The organism is Bacillus sp. JK74, from assembly GCF_053663395.1.
This window is the reverse complement of the sequence record NZ_JBSJQB010000002.1, coordinates 44,075-68,255: the sequence shown is the minus strand read 5'-3', so window position 1 is coordinate 68,255 and position 24,181 is coordinate 44,075. Positions and strand designations below refer to the sequence as shown.

Sequence of the window (24,181 nt, the reverse complement as noted above, 5' to 3'; positions counted from 1 at the left end):
TAGAGTGAAAACGTTGCAAATATCTGACCCTCTTTTATGAAAAATGCCGCCGATTGCAGTCAGCGGCATTTTGCCCTGAATCACTTACATTTTGTCAAACTTCGTGTCGCCAGCAAACGATCCTATTGACAGTTGTTCTTCAAGAACAAGTCCGTGATGATGCCGTTCTTCAATCCTTTTGATAAGAGATCGAATTGTATCCGTATTTTCTTCGATATTGTGAGGGTCAAAGATCGTCACATGGTCTCCTTTTAATTTGTACTCAAGGTAATGCTGTGCGGTTGATTGCTTCCATCCTCTATCGGTCAACTCGCCGCATAGAAAATGATGAATGTTGGCGTTCACCGCGCCGGAATTGATCAGTTTATTGTGATATGTGAGATAGCTTCTGATTTTATCCTTAATGGAAGGAATGGTTAATAATTCTCTGTAATAATCCGGAATGATATCGAGATTCCGATGAATGATCTCTTCGGTTTCCTCTTCCGAAAAATAATTCACCGAAACGGCTCTTTTAGAATCAAGCATCATAATGTCCGATACGATGCGTCCGCGCTTCTCCAAGGCTTTGGCAACCTCAAAAGCCAAATTCGACCCCGAGGAGTAACCGAGTAAAACAAAAGGCCCTTGTTCCTGAATGCCTATCATGCTTTCTGCATACCGGTCGACTATCTCTTGCTCGTAAGACGGCTCTTCTAAGAAATCAGCGGCATAGACGGTGCAGCGGCCGTCTAGTCTTTTCGCCATTTCATTATAGACCAGCCCGTACCCGATTAAAGGCGGGAAACAGAACAAAGGGATTGAACCGTTCTGATTCATCTTGACGAATACGTTATCCGTCTTGGACTCGAAAACTGCCGCTTGAATGGCGCGTGCCATTGTTTCGATGGTAGGAAAATCGTATACGGCTTGATAATGCATTTTGATTCCCATACGGTCGTTGATTTGATGAATAACTTGCAATACTTTGAGCGAATGGCCGCCAACGTCAAAGAAGTTATCTTTAATTCCCGGGTCATTGAGAGCTAAAATGTTCTTCCATATCTCGGCCAGCTGCTTTTCAATTAACGTTCCGGGCGCTTCGTATTCGGTTCCGGTGAGCCTATTTCCCTCAGGAGCCGGCAAAGCTTTTCGATCGATTTTTCCATTTGCGGTTATCGGCATTTTCTCCATTTGAACAAAGTAAGCCGGTATCATATAAGCGGGCAGTTTGTTCAGTAAATGACGCTTCAGCTGCGCCGTATTTAATGAATCGTCTCCTGACAAGTAGGCGCACAGCTGCTTTGAGCCCTCTTCTTCAATCGCGATGACGACCGCTTCTTTGACAGATTCCGATTGCAATAAAGCCGCTTCGACCTCGCCAATTTCAATCCGGTAGCCCCGGATTTTCACCTGATGATCAATTCTTCCTAAATACTCGATATTGCCGTCAGGCAGCCACCGGGCGACATCTCCCGTTTTGTACATTTTTTCGCCTGCGGCAAACGGGTGTTCAACAAATTTCTCAGCCGTTAATTCCGGGCGGTTCAAATATCCTCTGGCCAGTCCCTCTCCTGCCACATAGAGCTCGCCCGGTATGCCCATGACCTGAATGCGTTGATATTCGTCCAAAATATACGCTTGCAGAGTAGGAATAGGTTGTCCGATGTTGCTTCTGCCCTCGTTGATTTCCCGTTCCGTGATTTCTTTATATGTGACATGAACGGTGGTTTCGGTGATGCCGTACATATTGATTAATTGTGTTAAAGGATATTTAAGCTTCCAGTCTTTCAAGAAGGATGGATTTAACGCCTCTCCGCCAAATATGATTTTTCGGATGTTTAAATTGGATTCGGGATCTGCTCTCTCCTCCTGCATCAGTTGATAAAAATAACTTGGCGTTTGATTTAAAATGGTCACAGCTTCCGATTTTAACAATTGCAAATACCTTTCCGGGTTTTTGGCTATTTGTTTCGGAACAATCACTAATTTGCCTCCATACAGCAGCGCTCCGTACATTTCCCATACTGAAAAATCAAAGCAGAAGGAATGAAACAAAGTCCAAGTGTCCGATGTGTTAAAATCAAAAACATTTTTGTTGTTAAATAACAGACGAACCACGTTTTTATGTTCAATGAGCGTGCCTTTCGGATTCCCCGTAGTTCCTGATGTATAAATCACGTAGGCTAATTGATTTGGCATCACGCTCAGATTGAGATTAGATGGTTCGGCGTCGTATGATGACGGATCGTCAAGGAAGACAGTATGACTTTGATAATCGGTACCTTCCAGAAGATGATGTTGCAATAATAAGATAGAGACGTTAGAATCCTCAAGCATATAATGGATGCGTTCTTTCGGATAATCCGGATCGATCGGTACGTAAACGCCCCCGGCTTTCAAAATAGCAAGGATGCCTATCACCATCTCCGGTGAACGTTCCGCCATAATGCCGACAAGCTCCTCGGCCTGAAGTCCTTTGGCAACCAAGGTTCGGGCCAGCTGATTGGCGCGTTCATTTACTACCCGATATGTCAGCTTCTTATCTTCAAAAACAATCGCTGCTTGCTCCGGCGTTCGCTTCGCTTGTTCTTCAAACAATTGATGAATCGTCTTTTCCTTTGGATACTCAGCCGCCGTATCGTTGAACTTATCTATCAGAAGCGATAACTCATCTGCTGTTACGATATCAAGGTCTTGAACGCGAACTTCCTGATCGTCCGCCATTTGCTTCATGATTTGCATGAAATGCGTCTGCATCCGTTCGACACTTGCTTGATCATAAACATCGCGGTTGTATACAAAACGAATGTCAATTTCTCCATCCGGCATCACGATAAAAGTAAAGTCATAATGTGTATGTTCTTCCATATGAAAATCGAGAATGTCTAATGCGTTGTCATCCTGCTTCATATGTTCTATTTGTTTCTCAACCGGGTAATTCTCAAATACCATAATATGATTGATCAACTGCTGCTTTTGCTCAGTTTGAGCCTGAATGTCATACAACGGAAATGTATCATATTTTTGAGAAGCCAGTGCCTGCTCCTGGTTCACTTTCAATACTTGTGCAGCTGTCATTTCAGGCTGCGTATGAATACGTACGGGAATGGTATTGATAAATAAACCGACCATGGTTTCAATTCCCGGAATTTCTGCCGGTCTGCCGGATACGACCGTGCCGAAGACGACATCCTGACTTCCGTTGTATCTTTGCAGCAATAAGCCCCATGCTGTTTGTATCCATGTATTGACGGTGACATGCTGGCGGCTTGCGGCCCGTTTGATTTCGTCTGAGAGCTGCTTTCCTAAATGAAACGTATGCTCTCCTTTTTCGTATCCTTTCGTCTCGTTCGTCTGGCCGGAAGGTTGTTCTTGTAACAAAACAGTTTGCCCTTCATGACCTTCCAAGTAATTACGCCAATAGGCTGACGCCTGTTTGTGATCTTGTTGATCGAGCCATTCGATATATCGGCTGTATGGAGTGACGGCTCCCCGCTTCGGATGCCTTTGTTCGAGTATCGCATAATAGGTTTCAAACACTTCTTTCGTAACAAGAGGCAAACACCAGCCATCCATTAAAATATGATGAAAGCTCCATATCAAGCGCGCTTGGTCTTCCTCTGTCCGCAGGATCGATACGCGCATTAAAGCATCCTGGGTGAGATTGAATCCCCGCGCCTTATCTCTTCTAGCAAAATCGGCAATAAACTCGCTGCGCTGATGACTGTTCATGCTGCGAATATCTTCAACGGCCGTTTCAATCGGCTTTTGCCGGAATACAATCTGCAAAGGCTGATCTTTCCATTCTGTATAAAAAAGAGTCCGAAGAATGTCATATTTTTCGGCCAGATGCGCTAAACTCATCCTGAATGCATCGATATCCAAGAAACCTTTCAGATCAAAAGCGGCTTGTTCAAAGTAAGCTTCGGAAGCCGAATCGATCAAGCTGTGGAACAACATTCCTTTCTGCATCGGGGTTAATGGGTATATATTTTCAATGTCACCGAGATGACTCGTTTGCTGCACAAATTGATCCAGTTCACCGATCGTTATACCTTTTAACGAAATATCGCTTGGCGTCAGGTGAATTTGATCTTGAGCATCACAATGTGCGATGACTTGCTGCAGGCTGCTTTTTAAGAGATCGGCACAGGCTTCCATTGTTTCTCTTTGATATTGTTTACCGCTATAGCTGATGGCCAGCGACAATCGGCCTTCTGAAATCATGCCGTTGATATCAAGTGTATAGGTCAAGGGACGATTGTCACTGGCTGTTTTCCCGCTTGAGTAAGGGGATACCTCCATCTTGCCGTTCCGGACATCTTGATCAAATTGACCCAAATAATTGAAACGTATTTCCGGATGTCTGGTCCATTCATGTGCCTTCGGGTGATCGGACAAATATTTGATCAGGCCGTAACCTATTCCTTTTTGGGGGATCTGACGCAAATTTTCTTTCACTGTTTTAATCCGCTCCGGGATATCCTGATCAGCTTTGATTTGAAGCGAAACCGGATATAGGCTTGTGAACCATCCCACGGTACGCGAAATATCGAGATCCGGAATGATAGACTCTCTGCCGTGTCCTTCAAGGTGAATGAGAATGTCTTCATATCCGGTCCAACGATGAACAGCAATTCCCAGACCGGTCAGTAATAAATCGTTCATATCGGTCGAATAAGCCCTGTGAGCGTTTTTTAATAAACGTTCGGTTTCCTCGACGGTCCATTGAACAATGACCGTTTCCTTGTCTTTGGCCAGACCGGTCTCCTGTCCATTGTCCTTTGGCAATGTATGTTGCGGATTATGTTTCTGTCTGAACCAGTATTGATTTTCCGCTTCGAATTCCTGACTTTCTGCATAACGATTCAACTGTTCAGCCCATAACAGGTAAGAGTCCGTTTTCTTCGGAAGCCGGATCGCTTCTCCGTTTTGAAGCTGCTCATAAGCTGCCGCTATATCCTCAAGTAAAATCCTCCACGATACGCCGTCGATGACCAGATGATGAACCGCAATCAGCAAATGATCTCCCTCTTGACACCGGAACAATCCCAGTTTCATGAGCGGTCCTTCCGCTAAATGAATGGATTGCTGAATCTCATTTGAAATGGTTTCTATCGTCTGGGACACATTTTTTTCTTCGCGTAATGAGATCACTTCAAGGCTGAACAGATCACCTTCTTCGATCCCCCGATTTCGGGCTTCATATCCATCTTCTGTCGGAACATAGACCATGCGCAAAGCATCGTGATGCTCTGTGATCTTCTTCATGACTTCCCGAAGCTTGGATTCATCCAGTCCCTCTTTCCAATAAAGCATAATCGCTTGATTGTAATGGTGTAATTCCGGGTATTTCTGGTCGAAAAACCAATGCTGAATCGGTGTCAGCAGTGCACGGCCTTTGATTTCTCCTTGTTCTGCGATTCGGGTTACCGGCTCTACGTATGGAACAAGCTCGGAGATGGTTGGGTATTTAAACAAGTGTTTGATTTCAAACTTATACCCGGCTTGGTATAATCTTGAGGACACTTGAATCGACTTAATGGAATCGCCCCCCAATTCGAAGAAATGATCTGAGATTCCGACCCGTTCTAAGCCTAAGACCGACTCCCACACCGCGGCCAGTATTTTTTCCAGTTCTGTTCGAGGAGCTTCATAGTTCATACCTGTAAGATTCTCTCTTGGAGAAGGAAGGGATTTACGGTCTATTTTCCCGTTGAAAGTAAGCGGCATCTCTTCCAGCTGAACGAAATACGCAGGTATCATATAGGATGGAAGCTGCCGGGACAGCTCTTCACGGAGCTCGCCTGCAGTTAAAGCATGTTGTGCGGTATAATAGGCGCACAAGGATGTTTCCCCATCGATTTCCCGGGCGATGACGATGGCTTCTTTGATCGCCGGCAGCTGAAAAAAAGCGCCTTCGACTTCGCCGATTTCAATGCGGTAACCGCGGATTTTCACCTGGTGATCAATCCGGCCCAAATACTCGATATTGCCGTCCGGCAGCCATCTTGCCAAGTCTCCCGTCCGGTATATCCGTTCTCCTGATGCAATCGGATGGTTTACAAACTTCTCGGCCGTCAGTTCGGGACGATTCAAGTAGCCCCTTGCAAGCCCATCGCCCGCTATGCACAGTTCTCCCGCCACACCGATCGGCTGCATATGTTCCAAATCAGCATGTAATATATACAATTGAATGTTGGAAATCGGTTTGCCTATCGGAATCGTTGCATATGTTTCTTCCATCTGGCAATCAAAGTATGATACATCAATTGTTGCCTCAGTCGGTCCGTACAAATTGATGATTTGAGCCTGGCTCACCGACGTGATGATGCGTCTGAAGCCTGCGACATGTACAGGCTTCAAAGCCTCACCGCTTGCAAACACATGTCTTAATGACGCTAATTTTTGTTTCAACATCCCGCTTGGCTTCTGATCCATGGATTCCAGGAAGGCATGCAGCATCGCCGGTACAAAATGCAGTGTGCTGACGCCTTTTTGTGCAATTGTATCTAAAATCAGCTCGGGATTCTTTTCTCCTCCGCTTGGCAGCAGCACCAGTTTAGAACCTGCCAGCGTCCACCAGAACAGTTCCCACACTGATACATCAAAGGTGATCGCAGTTTTTTGCAGAATCGCATCCCGCTCATCCAGAGGGTATTTTTCCTGCATCCACACCAGCCGATTGATGACCGACCGGTGCTCAACCATAACCCCTTTCGGCTTGCCCGTTGAACCCGATGTATAAATAACATAGGCCAGATGATCCGGACCAGCAGCCGGCTCTACATTCGACCCGTCTTCACAAAAGTTGTGCGGATCTTTCATATCCAGCACTTTTCCCGTAAAAGGTACTCTCTCTTGCGATTGATTCTGCACGAGTAACAACTTCGTATCCGAATCCTCCAATATGTATCGAACCCGTTCCTCGGGATAGCCCGGGTCAATCGGTACATACGCCCCGCCGGCTTTCAAGATCCCGAAGATCCCTACAATCATATCCAGGGAGCGTTCGGCCATAATCCCGACCGGCTGATCCGGCTGCACGCCTTCAGATTGCAGAGTCCGAGCGAGTTGATTCGCCTTTTCATTCAATTCCCGGTACGTCAGACGGCTATCCTCGTAGACAACAGCCGTTTGATCAGGGGTGCGTTCCGCTTGTTCCTCCAAAAATTGATGAATCGTTTTTTCTCTTGGATACTCTGCAGCCGTTTGATTATAGGCGATGAGTTGATTTGTCTCTGAGTCTGACAGAATATTAAGCTGTCGGATCATAAGGTCGGGTTGGAATAACAAACTTGAAAAAACCCGGTTTACATGTTCGATCACTTGCATCATATACTGGCGATCATAAGCTTGTTCATTATAAGTTAACTTTAAATGAATCGAATCATTTTCGATGGAAAACTGAAATAACGTATCAGCAGCAGCCGTTTCTATAAAACGAATGGGGTGAAGCTGATCTAGTGATACGATCGTATGGATCATTGGCAAATGATTTGAATCGTAGTTCAGATTTAATGGACCGGCCATTTTATCGAAAGGAACGTGCTGATTTAAGATGGCTCCGTTCAGCGTATGCTTGAATTCATTAAATATGGATTTAAATGTGCTGTCCGCATTTATGTTTTGTTTGATTAACATGACTTGATCTAAACGAAGGTCTTCATCGGTTTCGTCTTCAAAGGTCGGTACACCTACAATAACGCCCTCTTCCCCCGTATATTTGTACAAAAGACACTCGATTCCGACCAGGAGAACCATATAAACAGCCATTGGCGATTTATTCGTCATTTTCATGATGCGCAGGGATACATCGGAGCTCAATGAACTGTGAATCCGGTTGGGTGCACTCGGCACATCGTGCTCTATTGTTGAGTCCGACATTTGAAACGAAGGGATTGCACTGGGACGATCTTCCGCATCGAACATGCTGCTCCAGAACAACTCCTGTTGCTTGAATTCTGACATTAATATCCCTCCAGTGAGTTTTAGCCGGCTGACCGCTGTCCCCGTAAAAACATCATGCCGGGGACAGCCGGTACCGGCCGTTTTAGAAATTCAATTCGATTTCGTTTGCAAAGTGTTCACTTTTATTTACTTTCTCACTTAATTGAATTTCTTTTAAAGGAATCGATGGGTCTTTTATGATCGCCGACAGAATCATGGCGTAATCTTTGCTCAGCGTAGCGATGGTTTTCTGTTTAAACAGCTTCGTGCAGTACTCAAAGCTTCCTTGAATCTCGTGCGGATTCATCACGAAAGTCAGCTGTAAATCAAATTTGGCCGCCGTATTTGTTTGTTCATATGGTCTGACCGCGAGAGAGTCCAATTCGATATCCGTTTGTTCCGTATTTTGCAGAACAAACATCGTATCGAATAACGGATTACGGCTTAAGTCCCGTTTCACTCCCAGTTTCTCAACTAATTCTTCAAAAGGATATTCTTGATTTTCATAAGCTTTCAGCATCGTTTCTTTTGTTTCCGTTACATAATCCATAAAGGTCTTTTCTCCAGCCGGAGCCGTACGGATGGCCAGCGTATTCACAAACATCCCGATAATATGCTGTAAATCTTCATGCATTCTTCCCGCAATAGGCGTACCGGCGACGATATCTTCCTGACCGCTGTATTTGGCCAGCAGTATGTTATAGGCTGACAGCAAGATCATGTAAGCGGTCGATCCGGTCAATTCTTCCATCTGTTTAATCCCCTGGACCACAGTCTCATCGAGAGCGAAATTGTATCGCTTGCCTTCAAAGCTTCGAATTCGCGGTCTGGCAAAATCTTTCGGCAGTTCAAATGGCGGGAGTTCCTCATGAAATACATTCAGCCAATAGTTCTCCTGCCTTTTGATGCGTTCCCTCTGCTCCGCCTGCTGCTGCCATACAGTGTAATCTTTGTATTGAATCCGGAGCGGGGTTAATTCTTTGCCGTCATACAATTGAATCAGTTCTTCAACGAAAATATTCATAGAAGCGCCGTCTGAAACGATATGATGCATGTCAAACATGAAAACATGTCTGTCCTGTTCTAATTCGATGAGTCCGGCCCGAAGCAATGGAGCCTGACTGAGATCGAAAGGCCGCACGAAATTGCGGAACAGCTCCTCGACCTGCTCATCAGCTGCTTGGTACGTTTCTATAGAGAAATCCGCCTGCGGCTTGATCACTTGCACCAGCTCTCCCCGAACCATTTCAAATCCGGTTCGTAGCGATTCATGGCGCTGGATCAGACTTTGGAACGCAGATTGTAAACGATTCATATCGATCCTGCCTTCCAATGTCAAAATCCCCGGCATGTTGTAACTTAGTTCTCCGCCTTCAATTTGTGTAGACAGGTAAACCATCTTTTGTACGGAAGATACAGGATAAACATCTTTGGCTTCTGCAACAGGGATTTCATCCGGTCCGCTGGTTTCCGCGCCCGCAATGACCCTCGCCATTTCTTCAACCGTCGGGTATTGAAACACTTCTCTCAATGAAATGCTTTTGCCGAATTGCTTATGGATCTTGGTAACGAGCGTCATCCCCCGTAACGAATGCCCGCCGAGATCGAAAAAGTTATCTTTGACGCCGACTTGTTCTAACTTCAATACTTCTTTCCAGATGTGAACCAGCTGCTCTTCCGGATTTGTCCTTGGAGCAACATAGTCAATCCCGGTCTGCAAGCCTGCTTCAGGCAGCGGTAACGCGCTGCGATTCACTTTTCCATTGGAGGTTAACGGCATTTGTTCCAGTTGCATCAGGTATGAAGGAACCATGTAGCCTGGTATTTGATCAAAGAGTTTTTCTTTAAGCTGATTGATCGGCAGTGACTTCTCCCCTGTAAAATAGGCATACAAATCGCTTTGTCCCTCTGCATTTTCTCTGGCCAGGATCACCGCTTCTTGTACATGCTCGATGTTGAGAAGAGCGGCTTCCACCTCGCCAAGTTCGATCCGGTAACCGCGAATTTTGACCTGATGATCCTTTCTTCCGGCATATTCAATGTTTCCATCCGGCAGGTAACGGGCAAGATCGCCTGTTTTATACATCCGCTCTCCGATTACAAACGGATCGGCCACAAACTTTTCATCGGTTAATTCAGGCAAGTTCAGATACCCTCGTCCTACTCCGTCTCCGGCGATGCACAGCTCACCCTTTACACCTATAGGCAGCATCCGGTCATGGGAATCAACAATATACACACGGTTGTTGCCCAGCGGCTTGCCGATCGGCACGTAACCGCCGTCGTCAGCGGATGCCAATGTCTCCGGTACGATATGGAAGACCGATGCATCCACGCAGGTTTCCGTCGGACCGTATACATTGGTTATGAGCGGCATTGATGACCCGTTCGAAGCGAACAATTCAAGCAATTGCGCCACTGTCGCCTGCGGGAGCGCTTCTCCTCCAATAAGCATGTGCCGGATCGTTACCCCATGAAGGCTGTCTGCAGCGATAATCAATTGCAAATGTGACGGTGTTCCGTCTGTTACGTCAATGCGGTGGGTGCGATAATAGTTTGACAAGGCATAACCGTCTGATACTGATGCTTTAGGGACGATATACAGTGCATGTCCCCCTAACAGTGCCGCGAAAATTTGCTTGACCGATGCGTCGAAATAGTACGGTGCCAACAGAGACACACGCAATCCCGAATCATAAGCACCGTACACTTGTCCGCGGAGCCCCTCCATCAAATGAAGTACCTGGCGATGCTCAATCAGCGTGCCTTTTGGTTTGCCGGTTGTGCCTGATGTGTATATCACATACGCCAAGTGATCCGGTCCGGCTGCCGTCACCAGATTCGAGCCATCCCCGCTGTTCATTCGTTCGTCATTCAGCAGTAAAATTTCTCCGGCAAAGGATACACGATCTTGTAAATGGGGCTGTGCCAGCAGAACCTTTGCTCCTGAATCCTCCAGAATATAGCGGATGCGTTCCTGCGGGCTGTCCGGATCCATCGGCACATACGCGCCCCCGGCTTTCAGGATCGCCATAATCCCCACGATCATTTCCAGAGAACGTTCTGCCAGAATACCCACAGGCTGGTCAGGCTGCACGTCTTCGCTTCTTAAAATCCGCGCCAGGCGGTTGGCCCGCTCATTCAGCTCACGGTATGTGAATCGGCTTTTCTCGTAAACTGCGGCCGTAAGTTCCGGCGTACGCTCCGCCTGCTCCTCGAACAATTGGTGAATTGTTTTGTCCCTTGGGCAGTCTATTGTCGGTTGGCCCCATCTCTCCACAATCTGCTCTTTTTCCTTCGCGGTGATCATCTCCAGCGATGAAAGCGGTGCCTGCGGATCATTCGCAATCGCCTCGATCAATTGGATAAAGTGCTTTGCCATGCGTTCCGCAGTTTCCTGCTTATACAGCGCTGCCGCGTAACTGATCATACCTGTAATTCCGTCTTCATTTTCTGCCGCTTGGAACGTCAGGTCGAACTTCGCCATCGCATGGTTGTCCGGATAAGGGGTAAAACGCACATCATCGAGGCTCAATTCTCCCCGTTCTGTGTTTTGCCATATGAACATCGTGTCAAACAGCGGATGGCGGCTGAAATCCCGGGACACATTCAGCTTGTCCACCAGTTCGTCGAATGGATACTCCTGGTTTTCGTACGCTTTTAATGTATGCTCTTTGACTTCCTGCACGTACTCCCGGAATGTTTTTTCCCCGATCGGTTTCGTTCGTATCGCCAGCGTGCCCACGAACATGCCGATTAAGCTTTCCAAATCCGAATGGGTTCTTCCGGCAATCGGGCTCCCTACTACGATGTCTTCTTGCCCGCTGTATTTGGCAAGCATGGTCGTATAAGCAGCCAGCAGCACCATGTACAGCGTGCTTTCGCTCTTCACCGCCAAGCCTTTCAGCTGTTCCGTCAGCTCCGGTCCGATAACAAACTCGATTTGTCCTCCTTCAAAGCTCCGCGCAGCCGGTCTTCCGTAGTCGGTTGGCATATCCAGCACCGGAACCTCTCCGCTGAACACATCCAGCCAATACGCTTCCTGTTTCTTCATCCGTTCGCTTTGCATATCCGCCAGCTGCCACGCCGCATAATCTTTATATTGAATCCGCAATGGCGGCAACTCTTTTCCTTCATATAATGAAACGAACTCTTCAATCAAATTCTTGATAGATACGCCGTCTGAAATGATATGATGCATGTCAAACAGCAGCAAATGGCGGTCTTTTGCAAGCTCGATCAGTCCTACCCGCAGCAGCGGTGCTTTCTCCAAGTCAAATGCCCGCACAAACCCATGAACGAGGGCTTCCGCCTGTTCTTCTTTCGCCTGAGTGAATTCCACTGCAAATCGGACGTCGTCATAGATCCGCTGCACCGGTTCTCCATCTATCAGTTCAAAGCCGGTACGCAACGTTTCATGGCGCTGAATCAGCTTGCAGATCGCCTTCTCGACAAGTTCCCGATCCAGAGCTCCATCGGCCCTCATGACACTCGGCATGTTGTAGCTCAGCTCTCCGCCTTTCAGCTGATTCAAAATGTACAGCCGTTTTTGCGCCGAGGAGACGGCATAGTATTCTTTTGCGTCAACGGCCGGGATAGATGTATATGCTGTGTGTTTCATTCCGGTAATCGTTTCTGCCATTTCTTCAATTGTTGGCGACCGGAACACTTCCCGCAGCGGCAGGCTGACCCCCATCTCTTTGTGCAGCTTCGCCGTCAGAGTCGTTGCCCGCAGCGAGTGACCGCCGATGTCGAAGAAGTTATCTTTCACGCCGATACGCGGAAGTCCAAGCACCTCTTTCCAGATATGCGCCACCTGCGCTTCCGCCGCTGTACGGGGAGCAACGTATTCGCCCCCTGTTTGCACGCCTCCTTCTGGTGCTGGCAATGCTTTGCGGTCGACTTTTCCGTTTGCCGTGAGCGGCAAACGCTCTAGTTGGATAAAGTACGACGGGATCATATACCCCGGCAGTTCCTGCGACAGCGCTATTCGCAGCTCGCTCACCATCAGCTCGGTGTTCGCTGAAAAGTATGCGCATAGCTGCTTTTCTCCGGCTCCGTCTTCAAGAGCGGTGACTACTGCTTCCTGTACATACTCTATCTTTAAGAGCTGAGCTTCCACCTCGCCGAGTTCGATCCTGTATCCTCGAATTTTCACCTGATGATCGATCCGGCCCAAATATTCGATGTTACCGTCCGGCAGCCATCTCGCCAGATCGCCCGTCCGGTACATCCGTTTGCCGGGTTCGAACGGATGATCCACGAACTTCTCCGCAGTCAGCTCCGGACGGTTCAGGTACCCCCTCGCCAGTCCGTCGCCTGCGATGCAAAGCTCTCCCGGTACTCCGACTGGCTGTAGACGCATTGATCCCGGTGCCATCATATACAGCTGTATATTCGAGATCGGCTTGCCGATCGGCACCGATGCATACGCTTGGTTCGCTTCGCAGTTGAAGTACGACACATCGACCGTTGCTTCCGTCGGGCCGTACAGGTTGATCAGTCGGGCGCCGTTCATAGGCGTAATAAGGCTATGGAATCTTGCCGTATGTGCCGGCATTAAAGCCTCGCCGCTTGCAAACACTTGCCGCAACGTACGCAGCTTGCTTGTCTGTACGCTCGCCGTCTGTGCTTCCGCAAACTTCAGGAAGGCGTGCAGCATCGCCGGGACGAAATGCATTGTCGTGATACTTTGCTCTTCTATTGTGTTCCAAATCACTTCGGGGTCTTTCTCTCCGCCGAGCGGAAGCAGGCACACCTTCGCACCGGTCAAAGCCCACCAGAACAGCTCCCATACCGAGACGTCGAAGGTGATCGCTGTCTTTTGTAAAATCGTATCGCCGCTGCCGATCGGATAAGCCTTTTGCATCCACATCAACCGGTTTATAACCGGACGATGTTCAACCATAACCCCCTTGGGCTTGCCGGTCGATCCGGACGTGTAAATTACATATGCCCTATCGTCCGCACGGGACAGCGGCTCCAAGTTAGAAACGTCATCATCGTAAACGGAAGTATCATCGAGATCGATGACCGTTCCTGCAAAAGCAACCCGTTCTTTCACGTGACGCTGTGACAGCAGCAGGGTCGCTCCTGAATCTTCAAGGATGTAGCGGATGCGTTCCTCTGGGTAATCTGGGTCGATTGGCACATAAGCGCCTCCCGCTTTCAGGATTGCATAAATCCCGACCATCATTTCTAGAGAACGCTCAGTCATGATCGCAACAAGCTGGTCGGCCTGTAGGCCTTCAGCTCGTAAAGTGCGTGCTAGTTGATTGGCCCGTTCATTTAACTCAAGGTATGTCATACGCTGCTCCTCGAATATAACCGCCTCATGGTCCGGCGTCCGGAGTGTTTGTTCCTCGAACAGCTGATGAATCGTTTGTTCACGTGGGTAATGCATTTCGTTAGACTGAAAACGGCCGTGCAGCTGTTCTTTTTCTTGCTGCGTCAGAAGTTCCATTTCTTCTATTTTGACAGACGGCTGCTGCAAAATTTGGTGAATGAGCTGTTCAAAATGTCCGCGAATCCGCTCTGCCTCTGATTGTCCATATTCATTTTGGTTGAAATCAAAATGAACGGTGAGTTGTTCGCCAGGGATGACAACTACATTAAAATCGTAATGGGTATGTTCTTCTATATGGAAATTCACGATATTTAAATCCGCAGCATCATGGCCCTTTTCGACTTGCTGCTCTATCGGATAATTTTCAAAGATCAGTATATGATCAATTAAGTTTTGCTTTTGTTCCGTTTGGGCCTGAATTTCGTATAAAGGATAGGTATCGTATGATTGGGAAGCCAGAGCGTTTTGTTGAACCATTTGCATCGTATCAGCAAAAGTGCAGTCCTCATCGCAGCGGATGCGAACCGGAATGGTATTGATGAACAGGCCGATCATCTGTTCTACATCAGGAATTTCCGCCGGCCTTCCCGACACGACACTGCCAAAGACAACGTCTGCTGACCCGCTGTATTTCTGTAATAAAACTCCCCATAACGTTTGGATCAACGTGTTTAATGTAACCTGATGCTGATTTGCGATCTGCTGTAATTGTTTTGTCTGTTCGTGATCAAATCGGCAGATCACATTGGCATAGGCGTATTCTTTTTGTTCATGCTGCTCTATTTTATGAAGAAGCGTGGTTTCACCTGTATATCCTTCAAGATACCCGCTCCAGTACCGCTTTGCCGCTCCCTGATCTTGGCGGTCAAGCCACTCGATATAGTCGCTGTAAGGAGCTGCCGATGACGGTTCTGGTTCCCTGCCTTCCTGTAAGGCGCGATAATGATCAAACACTTCCTTCGTGATAAGAGACAGGCACCAGCCATCCATCACAATATGATGGAAGCTCCAAATCAAATGATATTTGCGGTCTTCCATACGGAAAATCGCTATACGCATCAGCGGACCCCGAGCCAAGTCAAATCCTTTTGCCTTATCTTCTCTTTGATAGGCTGCGATTGCATCCTCTCTCAGGTGCTCCTCTATATCACGCAAATCTGCAAAATGAATTTGCGGTGTTTGCGTTTTATAGACAATTTGTAAAGGAGTATCGTTCCAGCCGCTGTAAAAACGGGTTCTGAGCACGGCGTATGTTTCAAATAATTGTTTAAGGCTTGCTTTAAACCAATCAATCTTTAATTCTCCCTGCAAATCGAACGATGCTTGTTCAAAATAAGAACTTGAGGCCTCGTCCAGCAGGCTGTGGAAGAGCATTCCTTTCTGCATCGGAGTGAGCGGATACACGTTTTCAACCTCACCTGCATGCGGCAGTTGAATGAGGAGCTGATCCAATTCGTCAATGGACATGCCTTTTAACAAAATATCGCTTGGCGTCAGTTCCGATTGTTCTTTATGAACGCAATGCGTAATGATTGTCCGCAGGCGGCTTTGAATCGTTTCCGATAACCGCATGATCGTTTCTTTTGCGTACTGTTTGCTGCTGTAGCTGATCGTAAGCTTCAGCCGGCCGTCGGTGATCATTCCGTTTATATTCAATACATACGGTCTTTCTTGATTTCCGCTTGAGTCTGAACCGCAAGAATAAGAAGATAATTGAACCCCATGCTGCTGTAAATCTTGGTCAAACTGTCCAAGGTAGTTAAAGCTGATCTCAGGATTGAGTTTCGATGGCATTCCGCCGCTTAAGTACCTTGCTATTCCATATCCGATCCCTTTATGCGGAATTTGGCGCAATCCTTCTTTGGTCGTCTTGATATAATCAGAGATCTCTTTGCCCGGATGCGCGTGCAGCACAACCGGATACAGACTTGTAAACCACCCGACCGTGCGGGAGATATCTATATCTTGTATAATCTGTTCTCGGCCGTGTCCCTCTAAATGAATCGGAATTTGTTCCAGTCCTGACCAATGCGATATGGAAAGACCGAGAGAAGTTAAGAGCAAATCGTTTATTTCCGTGTTATAAGCGCGATTCGCTTGTTTTAATAGCAGCTCCGTTTCCACTTTCGTCCATTCCACAGTTGCTGTTTCACTGTCTTTTGCAGTTGTATGGGTTTCATGAAAATCTTTAGGCAGCTGTTTGACTTCGGTTTGTTCGATCTTTGTCCAATATTCCTGTTCCTGTTTTATGGTTTCACTTTTCGCATATTCTGAAAGTCTCTTAGCCCATAATTGGAAAGAGTCTGTTTTTTGCGGCAGTTGAATCACTCGCCCATTCTCTGCTTGCTTGTAGCCGCTAACGATATCTTCCAGTAAAATGCGCCATGAAATCCCGTCTATAATCAAATGATGGATGGCGATGAGCAGATGATCTCCATTTGCGCATTGAAACAACCCGGCTTTCATTAACGGCCCATCACTTAAACGCATACTGCTTTGTATCTCATCAGCTTTGGCTTCAATTGTCCGTCCCGGATCGGAATCTTCTTTCAGATTCAGGACTTCTAAGCGGTACAGTCCGCTTTGGGCGATTTCTTCATTCTGTGCCTCGCAGCCATTTTCCGTAGTCCGGAACGTCATGCGGAGCGCATCGTGATGTTCAGCAAGTTTTTGCAGGGTTTGACGAAGCTGCGTTTCCTGAAAACCTTCCGGCGCATGCAGCATGACGGCTTGATTATAATAATGCTGATCTGTCGTTATTTGTTCGAAAAACCAATGCTGAATAGGAGTCAGGCTGACTTTTCCTTTGACCTCACCTTGATCGGCTATACGCAGATTCTGCTTGATATGCGGACTCAATTCTGCAATTGTTGCATATTGAAACAAGTCTTTGATTTCCATTTTGTATCCTTGCTGATTTAATCTGGAGGATACTTGAATGGATTTAATGGAATCTCCGCCAAGGTCAAAGAAATTATCAAGAATACTGACGTTTTCAGCGCCTAATACCGATTCCCAGGCAGAAACTAATATTTCTTCCGCTTTTGTTCGGGGAGCTTTATACTCTGCTCTGTCCTGCAGCTCGAAATCCGGAGCCGGCAGCCCTTTTTTGTTTATTTTTCCGTTAGAAGTTAAAGGCATTTCATCAAGCTCGATAAAATAAGCCGGAACCATATAACTTGCAAGGGTATGAGACAATTGTTTCCGGAGCCGGGCAGCCGTTGTTTGCCCGCCGCTTACGTAATATGCACACAATTGTTTAAACCCGTGGACATCCTCTCTGGCTGTAACGACAGCTTCCTTGATCGCTTCTTCTTGAAGCAGTGCCGCCTCGATCTCGCCTAATTCGATACGATAGCCTCTGATTTTCACTTGTTCATCTATTCTGCCCGCATATTCAATGTTTCCGTCCGCCAGCCACTTCGCCAAATCTCCGGTCTTATACATCTTCGCTCCGGGTTCAAACGGGTCATCGACAAATTTCTCTGCCGTTAATTCGGGACGATTCAAATATCCTCTTGCCACACCGGCGCCGCTGATATAGATTTCTCCCGGCACTCCGATCGGTGCGGGTTTCATATTCTCATCAAGAACGTAAATGCTCGTGTTTGCCGCAGCGGTTCCGATCGGTACCGATTCCCGTCTGTCCTTTGCGGCATCATAACGGTAAATCATGCAGCCGACAACGGTTTCCGTCGGTCCGTACTCATTGCATATTTCAACCCGGCCTTCGAACTGTTCATGAATGCTGCGGGCTAACCGGGTGCTTAAGTTTTCCCCGCCCACAATCATTCTTCGGACAGCCGTTTGATCGGCAATGTTCATTTCTTTCAAAACCTGCAAATGGGCCGGAGTCAATTTAATGATATCCACCCTCGGGTCCCTCACAATCGATTCAAGCAGAGCTGTTTTATCTTCTCCGTCATAGACGATGATTGCATTTCCTGTGACAAGCGGCGTGAAAATAGAAGTCACCGTCAGATCAAAAGAAATTGACGAATACAATGGGAAGTTGGCTTTCTCGCCTTTTACATAAACCTCTTTCGCCCACCAAATATAATTGGTCAAGCCTTGGTGCTCGATTAGTACGCCTTTTGGCCGGCCTGTGGAACCTGACGTATAAATGACATATGCCAAATGGCTCACATCATTTATCGGAGCAAGGTCAGAGCCATCTTGGTGATAAGAACTTTCATCATCAAGTAAAACCGTGACGCCTTCATAGGCGAGCTGTTTCCTGACGTCCCGCTGCATTAAAACGATTCCGGCTTGGGAGTCATCCAGCATATACCGGATGCGGTCTTGCGGATATTCCGGATCTATAGGGACATAGGCTCCGCCTGATTTTAAAACGGCAAGGATTCCGACCACCGATTCGATGCTGTTTCTTGTGATGATGGCTACAGGCTGATCCGTCTGGACTCCTTTCGCTCTTAACGTTCGCGCCAGTCGGTTGGCCCGCTTATTGAGTTCTCCGTACGTGAGCTGCCTGTCCTTATCAATGACGGCTGCTTGATCGGGCGTACGCTGCGATTGCTCTTCAAATAATTGATGAACCGGCGTCTGCGGAAACGGCGCGGCCGTGTCGTTAAGCGTCTGCAGAAGGGTTCTTCTTTCGCCTTCCGTTAACAATTCCGCTTGATCCACCCGGATATCCGCATTTGTCACGACTTGATGCAGGATTTGCATGAAATGTTCCCGAACCCGCTCTATGCTTGCACGATCATACACATTTGCATTGTATTCAAAAGAGATGTTCATCTCGTCGCCCGGTATAACGGTCAAATTAAAATCGTAGTTGGTCTGTTCTTCCATTTGCACGTTGGAAATTTTGATGGATGTTCCGTTTTGGCGGCCTATGCTTTCCATATACTGATCAACCGGATAATTTTCGAATATCATTAAATGTGTAATTAAATCTTGCTTTTGCGTTGTACGCGCTTGAATATCGTACAGCGGGTGCGTCTCAAATTGTTGAGACGCTACAGCCCTTTCCTGCGCCTCTTTCATAAGCTCGGCAAACGTTGTCCCGGCTTCACACCGGAACCGGACGGGAATGGTGTTAATGAATAAGCCGATCATGGTTTCCACGTTTGGAATTCCAGCAGGTCTTCCGGATACAACACTTCCAAACACAACGTCCCGGCTGCGGTTATATTTCTGCAGCAAAACCGCCCATGCCGTCTGCAGCAGCGTATTCAGCGTGACATGATGCTCGCCTGCCGTCCGCTTCATTTTCGAAGTGAGATCGGAGCTTATGTCACACGTCACTTTTTCAGGAACGTATCGTCCGTCTTCCGCTGCATGATGATCCTTAGGAAGGCCGGTTTGCTCCTCATATCCCTCCAAGTACTGATCCCAATAAGCCGTGGCCTCTTTCGCATCTTGCCGGCCGAGCCATTCAATATATTGACTGTACGGAGTAATTGATGATTGTTCAGGCTGCTTTTGCTGAAGCAAGGCAAAGTAATTCTCGAATATTTCTTTTGTAATCAGCGGCAGGCACCAGCCGTCCATCAAAATATGGTGGAAGCTCCAGATAAAACGGTATGTCTTTTCATCCGTACGAAGGATGAATAACCGCATTAACGCGCCTTTTTCTAAGTCGAACCCCCGCATCTTATCTTCTCTGGCATACTGCTGAATGATCGCTTCTTTTTGTGATTCCTTCATCTCTCGTAAGTCATTGAATTGAAAACCGATTTTTTTCGTTTTGAATATGATTTGGAGCGGCTGATCCTTCCAGCCTCTGTAAAAATTCGTGCGGAAAATATCATATTTTTGCGATAAGCCGTCCAAGCTTTTTGAAAATGAATCAATCTCCAGATCTCCATGCAGATCAAACATCGTTTGCTGAAAATAAGCACCTGAATTCGGATCAAATAAGCTGTGAAACAGCATGCCCTTCTGCATCGGCGTTAATGGATAAATATTTTCCGCTTCGCCTAATTCACGCGTCTGCTCCAAAAGCTGTTCCAGTTCGTCGATTGAGATATCTTTTAACAGGATGTCACTTGGTGTGAGAGAAGTCTGCTGCCGGCTTACGCAATGCGCAATGACTTCTTGCAGACTTTCTTTCAACCCCCGGGCAAATTGCGCCATAGTAGATCTTTCGTATTGTTTGCTGCTGTAGCTCAGTGTCAGTGATAATGTCCCTTCGGCAATCATGCCGTTCAAATCAAGCACGGCCGTTCTCTCTTGGTTTTCGTTCATCGATAACCCTGTGGAATATGGCGATATGCGCAAAGCCTGATGCTTCAGGTCTTGGTCAAATTGTCCCAAATAGTTAAACGATATCTCCGGATTCAGCTGCAGGCTGTCGGCTTCCGGGTGCCCGGATATATATTTGATGATGCTGTAATTCATTCCTTTATCAGGGATGCGGCGCAGCCCTTCTTTCACGATCTTGATTCGCTGCGACAGGTCTTTTCCGGCTTCCATCCTCAGGACGACAGGGTACTGGCTTGTGAACCATCCTATCGTGCGGGAAATGTCAGCATCCGGAATAATCGGTTCTCTCCCGTGGCCTTCCAAATTCACGACAATGTCTTCCGTGCCTGTCCACTTGTGAACGGCCAGCCCTAACGAAGTCAGCAGCAGATCGTTGATATCCGTGTTGTAGGCGCGGTTCGCTTGTTTTAATAATTGCTCCGTTTCCTCTTTTGTCCATTGAATCGTCACTTCTTCGCTGTCACTTAATAACGATCCTTCGCTGATAGTGTCCTTAGGCAATGGCTGAGGCTTTATGCTTGAAAGCTCAGTCCAATAAGCAATCTCCTCTTTCATGTCGGTTTCCGCCGCATGCTTGGACAATTGATCGGCCCAGAATGGAAACGAATCTGTTTTTTGCGGGAGCTGGATCGTTTGTCCGCGTTCTGCCTGCTCATAACCGCTTGCAAAATCTTCGAGCAAAATACGCCAGGATACTCCGTCAATCAGCAAATGATGAATTGCAATCAGCAAATGATCTCCGTCCGGACATTGGAACAAACCGAGCTTCATCAATGGCCCTTTGTCTAATACCATGCTGCTTTGAATCTCATTCGCTTTATCGGCAATCGCTTGAGCCGGATCGGTTTCCCCTTTATAATTCATCACTTCCAGATGGTATAGTTCACTTTCATCTGTTCCTGTAATTCGCGGAGCGTATCCATCCGGCGTTTTTTCAAAAATCATCCTCAAGGCATCGTGATGCGACGCGATCTGTTCCATCGTCCGGCGAAGCGGAGCCTCTTTAAAGCTTTCCGCCGAATATAACATGACGGCCTGATTGTAATGGTGTGCATGCGGCATGTTTTGTTCAAAAAACCAATGCTGAATCGGGGTCAGCTTGGTTCCGCCATTCACTTCTCCTTGATCAGCCACCCTGCTGACCGGCGCTACAAACTGACTAAGTTCAGCAATCGAGGGGTGTTTAAACAAATGCTTCATATCAACCTTGTATCCGGCTTGATACAATCTGGATGACACCTGAATTGACTTAATCGAATCTCCGCCAAAATCAAAGAAATTATCCAGAATTCCTATACGTTCTGCCCCTAATACTTCTTGCCAGATAGACGCCAGCAGTTCTTCTATTGTGTTCCGCGGGGCTATGTATTCGTATTCCGCCCGCGTATTTTCGTCAGCAGCAGGCAAAGCTTTCAGATCAATCTTCCCATTGGAAGTGAGCGGAATGCGTTCCAATGGGATAAAGCGGGAGGGAATCATATAATTCGGCAGTTCCCGGGATAATTCTTTTCTGAACTGCGCAGCGGTCAAAGAAGGCTCGCCGACATAATAGGCATACAATTGTTTGGCCCCGTCTGCGTCTTCCCGCGCGACGACTGCGGCTTCACGAACGTTTTCCAGATTGAACATGGCTGCCTCTACCTCGCCGATCTCAATCCGGTAGCCGCGAATTTTCACTTGATGATCAATCCGCCCTAAATATTCGATTCTTCCATCCGGCAGCCATCTGGCGAGATCACCCGTTTTATACATCTTTTGACCAGGGACATGCAGATGCTCCACAAATTTTTCCTCCGTCAATTCAGGACGATTGAGGTAGCCGCGGGCCACTCCCGCTCCTCCGACATACAGCTCTCCCGGTACGCCGATCGGCTGGATTTGATGGTGCGCTCCTAAAATATAAGCTTGATGGTTGGCCACCGGGCTGCCGATTGTGATCTGTTCATCAGCGGACTGAACAGGGTGAAATGTAGATACCACGCTGTTTTCTGTCGGTCCGTATTCATTATTGATCCGAATGCGAGGCTGCAGAGAATGCAGCTTCTCAACTGTATCTGTTTCCAGCTGCTCACCGCCTACAACAACATGCTGAACATGGATGAAGTCCTCTGTGTTCATCTGTTCGATCATCGTTTTCAGAAGACGGGGAGAAGTTGAGAAATGAGTAATTCTCTCTTGTTTTATGGCATTTTGAATGGCGAAAGTTTCTTTATTCTCTTCATTAGGCAATAGGTGCAAAGTTGCCCCCGAGATGAGCGGGCCGAAGAAATTTAAAATGAACGCATCAAAAACATACGGGTACAAGACAAGCACGCGATCCGCCGGAGAATGCTTAAAAAACGCCTTCTTCCATTGGAGCGAATTCACAATGCCGCCGTGTTCAACCATGACTCCTTTCGGCTTTCCTGTTGTACCCGACGTATAAATGACATAGGCTAAATGGCTGTGTCCCGCTACTGGTGATAACAATGAGCTATCGGCATGGTATGATGTTTCATCATTCAAATCAATCACCGGGCCGTCAAAGGTGAGACTGTTTTTTAAATGACGCTGAACAAGGAGAACGTCTGCATCCGCATCATGAAGCAAATATTGAAGCCGCTCTTTTGGATATTCAGGATCCAGGGGCACATAAGCGCCCCCTGCCTTCCAAACGGCTATAATGGATACGATCATCTCTAATGAACGATCGGCGAGAATGGCGACTAACGTATCAGGTTGAACCCCGCAATTACGCAATGTTCTTGCCAAACGGTTCGCCTTCTCATTCAGTTCCCTGTACGTCAAATGGTCGTTTTTAAACTTGACGGCCGCATGCTCAGGTGTTCTTTCTGTTTGCTCTTCAAATAATTGATAGACTGTTCTGCTCCCGGAGAAATCTCTGACGGTATCGTTAAAATCAAACAATAGCTTCTGTTTTTCCGCTTCCGGTAAGATCTCTGCCGTATGGATCGCGGCTTGAGGCTGAAACAGGATCACAGACAGCAGCTGATCCAAATGGGATACAATTTGATTGATATAGCGCTCATCGTACAGGTTGCCGTTATAAAAAAGCTTCAAATGAATCCCGTTGTTCTCCAAATCAAAGTGAAACAGCGTATCGGCTGCAGTATCTTCTTTAAATTGCAAGGAATGAATTTCGTTAAGTGAAACGACGGTATGAATGAACGGCAGATGCTCGTCATTGTATTGCACGCTCAGATGCTGAACCATTTTTCTAAACGGCAGGTTTTGATTTTTCAGAGAATCATTAACGGCTTCTTTCAGCTGTCCGAATACGGTTTTAAATGTACTCTCGTTTGAAAGCGTATTTTTTAAGAGGACAATGTTGTTAACGGCTGACTGGCCGGCTTTTTGCTTCGATACCGTCGGAATGCCAAGAATCAGGCTCGTTTGATCCGTATATTTATATAACAAGCATTCAATACCCGCCAATAAAATCAGATAGGCCGCCATATCGGAATGATTCGCCATTGTCATGATTCTTTGAGATACTTCCGGAGATAAGGAACGGCAGATGCATTTTTCCTGGTAGCCGGTACGGGCCAACGACGCTTTATCCGCTGCTTTAAAGTAAGGGAATGCGCTTAGTCCGTCTTCTTCATCAAACAGGTTTTCCCAGTACGTTTCTTGGTTTTTAAATACCGACATTGGAGCACCTCATTTTATATA

At 47.0% G+C, this 24,181-nt stretch carries 2 protein-coding genes; both read right to left on the bottom strand.

Annotation, left to right across the window (positions count from 1 at the left end; all coding sequences use genetic code 11):
- Nucleotides 1–84: 84 nt before the first annotated feature.
- Entirely contained in the window at nucleotides 85–7,953 is a 7,869-nt protein-coding gene (gene bamC, locus ACWJJ5_RS05140; RefSeq protein WP_454022262.1) for a bacillomycin D non-ribosomal peptide synthetase BamC, read from the bottom strand.
- An 82-nt stretch (nucleotides 7,954–8,035) separates the two neighbouring features.
- Nucleotides 8,036–24,160 (bottom strand): non-ribosomal peptide synthase/polyketide synthase, encoded by a 16,125-nt coding sequence (locus ACWJJ5_RS05135; protein WP_454022261.1) that lies wholly within the window; start codon nucleotides 24,158–24,160, stop codon nucleotides 8,036–8,038.
- Between the last annotated feature and the right edge of the window lie 21 nt (nucleotides 24,161–24,181).